General features: G+C 68.6%; 5 protein-coding genes. All 5 read right to left on the bottom strand.

The window, feature by feature from the left end; all coding sequences use genetic code 11:
* A partial coding sequence (locus LQV16_RS22870; protein WP_290369417.1) for a serine dehydratase beta chain occupies nt 1–348 on the bottom strand: 348 nt, incomplete at its 3' end.
* Nucleotides 348–983, bottom strand: a complete 636-nt coding sequence (locus LQV16_RS22865) for a sarcosine oxidase subunit gamma family protein (RefSeq protein ID WP_229996131.1) — start codon at nt 981–983, stop codon at nt 348–350. The genes LQV16_RS22870 and LQV16_RS22865, both read right to left, overlap by 1 nt.
* Nucleotides 976–3,930 carry an FAD-dependent oxidoreductase gene (locus LQV16_RS22860; RefSeq protein WP_229996130.1) on the bottom strand — a complete coding sequence of 985 codons (2,955 nt, stop codon included), beginning with the start codon at nt 3,928–3,930 and terminating at the stop codon, nt 976–978. Before LQV16_RS22860 ends, LQV16_RS22865 begins: the two co-directional genes overlap by 8 nt.
* Nucleotides 3,927–4,256: a sarcosine oxidase subunit delta gene (locus tag LQV16_RS22855; protein ID WP_229996129.1), complete on the bottom strand. Its 330-nt coding sequence runs from the start codon at nt 4,254–4,256 to the stop codon at nt 3,927–3,929. The genes LQV16_RS22860 and LQV16_RS22855 overlap by 4 nt, the downstream gene beginning before the upstream one ends.
* Nucleotides 4,257–4,268: 12 nt before the next feature.
* A partial coding sequence (locus LQV16_RS22850) for an FAD-dependent oxidoreductase (protein WP_229996128.1) occupies nt 4,269–4,736 on the bottom strand: 468 nt, incomplete at its 5' end.

Raw genomic sequence — 4,736 nt, 5'->3', positions numbered from 1 at the left:
GTGCAGGACCACGTCTTCGTCCCAGTTGAAGTCCACCCGGTGGTGGCCGGCGAGCTGCAGCTCCGCGTCCAGGGCCGCAGCCGCCACCTGGTCATCCGCCGTGCCCGTGTCCACGGTCTCGGGGTCCTGTCCCTGAAGACCGAGGACCACAGCCTTGTCCGATCCATGTCCCCGTCCGGTCGCACCCAGGGAACCGAACAGCTCGGCCTGCACTCTGGTAGTCGAGCTCAGTGTCCCGTCACTCTTGAGCCCGTCGGCGAAGAGCTTGGCCGCCCGCATCGGGCCGACCGTGTGGGAGGAGGACGGCCCGATGCCAACAGAGAACAGGTCCAGGACGCTAAGTGCCATCAGGGGACCTCGGTGGACGCAAATTCGCGCATGGCATCGAGGAGCCAGCGGCCCAGGAACTCCGCAAAGGATGCCCGCGGAAAGATTCGGTAGGTCTCTTCCGCGGTCTTCCACAAGATGGCGGGGATGCCGCCGATTTCCGTGGACAGCGCCGTGCCGGCCGTGAAGACGCGGGGGTGCAGGTCCAGGGCGCAGCCCTTCTCCAGAACGTCCCGGGCCCGGGGCCCGGAGAGTTCGAGCGTGGTGCGGTTGGCGGAGAGGTCCACCACCTGGCCCTCGGCGTCGCCGAGTGCGTCGGTGAGCGTCCGGGGGAGCTCACCGCCCAGGCTTTCATGGGATTCCGCCGGTGCCACCAGCAGGAATTCTGCCGGGCCCAGCCACAGCGCCGCGGTGTCACCGCTGCTGCGGACCTCCCCGGAAGCGGTGGGAAGGCCTCCCGTGCGTTTGCCCAGCCGCTCCCCGGCATCGCCGTCGGGATCGACCCGGATCCCGGCCATGGTCAGGAACGGCACCTCGCGCAGCTCCACCGTGCCCGCAACGGAGCCCGCTTCAAAAGCTGCCCATAGGCCCGACGCCGGGCTCTTCCGGAGGGTCTGGATCTTCTTGGAATTTTCGAGTGCTGCTGTGTCAGCCATCTTTACGGGCCCCTTCAGAGTCAAAAAGTACGGTTTCTGCGACGACGACGTCCACCAGCTGGTCACCGGCGGCCGCCACGAGGGTTTCGCCGATGCGGTTGCGCCCGTTCTTGATCAGGGCCAGCGCAAACGACCTGCCCAGCGCGGCGCTGTGGTAGCTCGAGGTGACGAATCCCTGCATGGGCACGGGGCCGTAGGCGGGGTTGACGGTGATGCCCTGCTCCACCAGCTGGGTGCCTTCGGGGAGCCGGATGGTGCCGTCCACAGGGAGGACGCTGACCAGGTGCCTGCGGTCGGTGCGGGCGGCGTCCTTGCGGGAGTACGAGCGTTTGCCGATGAAGTCCTTGACCTTGGACACCACCCATTCCATGCCGGCATCCTGCGGGGTGACCGTTCCGTCGGTGTCCTGACCGACGATCGGGTACCCCTTCTCCGCACGCAGCACGTGCATGGTTTCGGTGCCGTACGGGGTGATGTTGAACTCCGCGCCGGCCGCCTCCACGGCTTCCCAGGTGCTCAGCCCGTACCAGGACGGGACGTTGATTTCGTAGGCCAGTTCGCCGGAGAACGAGATCCGGCAGACCCGGGCCTGGACGCCGGAAGCCAGGGTGGTCTCGCGGAATGTCATGAACGGGAAAGCCTCGGCGTCGAGGCCGCCGTCGGCTGCCAGTTCCGGAGCCATTTTGGCGAGGACGGCCCGGGATTTCGGTCCGACGACGGCGATGGTGGACCACTGCTCCGTAACGGAGGTGCAGTGCACGTCCAGTTCCGGCCATTCGGTCTGCAGCCATTCCTCCAGCCAGTCCAGGACCTTGGCCGCGCCGCCGGTGGTGGTGGTCATGAAGAACCGGTCCTCGTCCAGGCGCAAGGTGACGCCGTCGTCGAAGATCATCCCGTCCGGGGTGCACATAACGCCGTAGCGGGCCGAACCCGGTGCCAGCTTCTTGAAGGCGTTGGTGTAGATGCGGTTCAGGAACTCGCCCGCGTCCTTGCCCCGGATCTCGATCTTGCCCAGGGTGGTGGCGTCCATGAAGCCCACGGATTCCCGGACGGCAGCGCATTCGCGCAGGACCGCGGTGTCCATGTCCTCGCTGCCCTGCGGGTAGTACCAGGGCCGCTTCCACTGGCCGACGTCTTCGAACAGGGCGCCCTGGGCGACATGCCAGGGGTGGATGGAGGTCAGGCGGGCAGGGTCGAAGAGTTCGCCGCGCTGGCGTCCGGCCAGGGCAGCGAATGCCACCGGAGTGAAGGGCGCGCGGTACGCGGTGGTCCCGATTTCGCCTACCCCAACCGTTTCCCCGCCGCCGTGCTTGAGGGCTGCTGCGATCACGCCGATCGCGTTCACGCCGGACGTCTTGCCCTGATCGTTGGCGGTGCTGATCGAGGTGTAGCGCTTGACGTGTTCCACGGAGCGCATGCCGGCCCCGGTGGAGCGCAGCACGTCGGCCACGGTCTGGTCGCGCTGGAAGTCGACGAAGTGGTGGTGCCAGTCTTCCGGGCCGCCTTCCTGTCCGGGGACCAGCCAGAGCTGGCGGGTGGGGGCGGCGGCGCGCGGCGGCGTCGGCGCAGACGGTTCCGCGTCGGACTCGAAGCCCGCGGCGATGACCGCAGCGGCCCCGGCGGAGATGCCTTCGGCCACGCAGTCGTCCAGGGCGTAACTGCCGCGTCCGGATCCGGCCACCTGCTGGTTGGGAACCACGCTGTGGGGGACGAAGGCGGCGAGGTCTTCGTCCCAGCGCAGCCTGCCTTGGCGCTGGGAGTGCAGGTGCACCACCGGTGACCAACCGCCGGAGACGGCCAGCAGGTCGCAGGCGAGGTGTTCGATGCCCGAGGTGAGCTCGCCGGCGTCGTTGATGCTCCGGACGGTGACGCCGAGGAGCCGGCCGTCGCCGGACACAGCAGCGGTGGTGTTGGCGACGGCGCTGCCGATCAGCACGCGCGTTCCCGCGGCCGCGGCTGCCGCGGCGGTTTCGCTCAGCTGCGGCCGGGCGTCCACGACGGCCTCTACACCGATTCCGGCCGCGCGGAGGTCGGCGGCCAGGGCGTAGGCGCTGTCGTTCGTGGTGCTGATGACCACGCGGGAACCCGCGGCGACGGCGTAGCGGTTGAGATAGGTGCGGACCGCGGAGGCGAGCATGATGCCGGGGCGGTCGTTGTTTTCGAAGACCAGCGGGCGTTCGTGGGCGCCCGGGGCCAGGACGACTTGGGCGGCCCGGATGTGCCAGATCCGCTGGCGGGAAACGCCGGGCGCGGCCGGGGTCAGGAGGTGGTCGGTCCGGTTCTGGGCCGCAATGACGTAGTTCGAGTCGTAGGCGCCGAAGGCGCTGGTGCGGTTCAGCACCGTGCAGTCGGCCGCGGAGATCAGTTCGGCTTCAACGTTGGCCACCCAGTCCAGCGCGGGCTGGCCTTCGATGCTCTCCGCGAGGGCCGGATCGGTGGATCCGGACAACAGCGAGCCGCCGAGCTCGGGCTGGTCGTCAATGAGGATGACCCGGGCGCCGGCGCGGACGGCCTGCCGCGCGGCGGCCAGGCCCGCGGGGCCGCCGCCGATCACGAGGACGTCGGTGTGGACGTATTTCTTGTCGTACTCGGCGCGGTCCTCGTCTGGGTCCAGTTTTCCCAGCCCGTTGAGGAATTCGGCGCTGAGGCCGTCCACGAGGGACACGGTGGTGGCGGGGAGCATGGACTCGGCCACGTGGCCCGGGAACCGGGCGGCGATCTTGACCAGGGCGTTGGATTCCTCGACCCCGGCGGACATGATGCCGCGCGGCCGGTCCTCGTAGAGGGAGTTGCCCGCCTCCAGCCGGCCGTTCGCCAGCAGGGCGGAGGCGAGGGTGTCGCCGGGGTGGCCCGTGTACTCCCGGCCGTCCACGGTGAAGCGCCAAGTGACGCTGCGGTCGATGCGTCCGCCGGTGCTAAGACGCGCGGGCTGCGGCTGAGCGCTCATTTGGAGGATCCTTCCGGGGAAACGGGGCTGGTGATGGTGGGGGCTGTGGGTCCCGTGGCGGGCCGGAGCTGGCCCATCGGGTAGATGGCCTGGATGTCGTACGTGAGCGTGTCGCGGAGCATGTTGAACCATTGCCGGCAGCCCGTGCTGTGCAGCCAGCGTTCGGCGAAGGCGCCCTTGGTGTTGTCGCGGTAGAACAAGTACTCGGCCCATTCGCGGTCGGTGAGTTCCGCCGGGTTTTCGGGGTAGGCCACGTGGGCCTGGCCGCCGTAGTGGAACTCGGTCTCGTCGCGGGGACCGCAGTTGGGGCAGGAGATAAGGAGCATGTCCGTACCTTTCTAGTGGGCCACGGCGGCGGCGCCGTGTTCATCGATCAGGGCGCCGGTTTCGAAACGCTCGAGCGCAAAGGGCTGGTTGAGTTTGTGCGGTGTTCCGGTGGCGATCGTGTGCGCGAACGTCAGGCCGGCAGCCGGTGTGCCCTTGAATCCGCCGGTTCCCCAGCCACAGTTGACGAACATGTTCTCCACCGGGGTGGTGCCCACGATCGGGGAGGCATCCAGGGTGGTGTCCACGATTCCGCCCCACGTCCGGAGCACGTGGGCCCTGGCGAAGATCGGGAAGAGTTCGACGGCGGCGGCCATCTGGTGCTCGATCACGTGGAAGGAGCCGCGCTGGCCGTAGCCGTTGTACGAGTCCACACCGGCGCCCATCACCAGTTCGCCCTTGTGCGCCTGGGAGACATAGACGTGGACGTGGTTGGACATGACCACGGTGGGGTGGACGGGCTCGTGGAGCTCGGACACCAG

Source organism: Arthrobacter sp. Bi26 (assembly GCF_918697925.1).
Taxonomy (GTDB): Bacteria; Actinomycetota; Actinomycetes; order Actinomycetales; family Micrococcaceae; genus Arthrobacter.
This window is presented reverse-complemented; position numbering and strand designations above follow the sequence as displayed.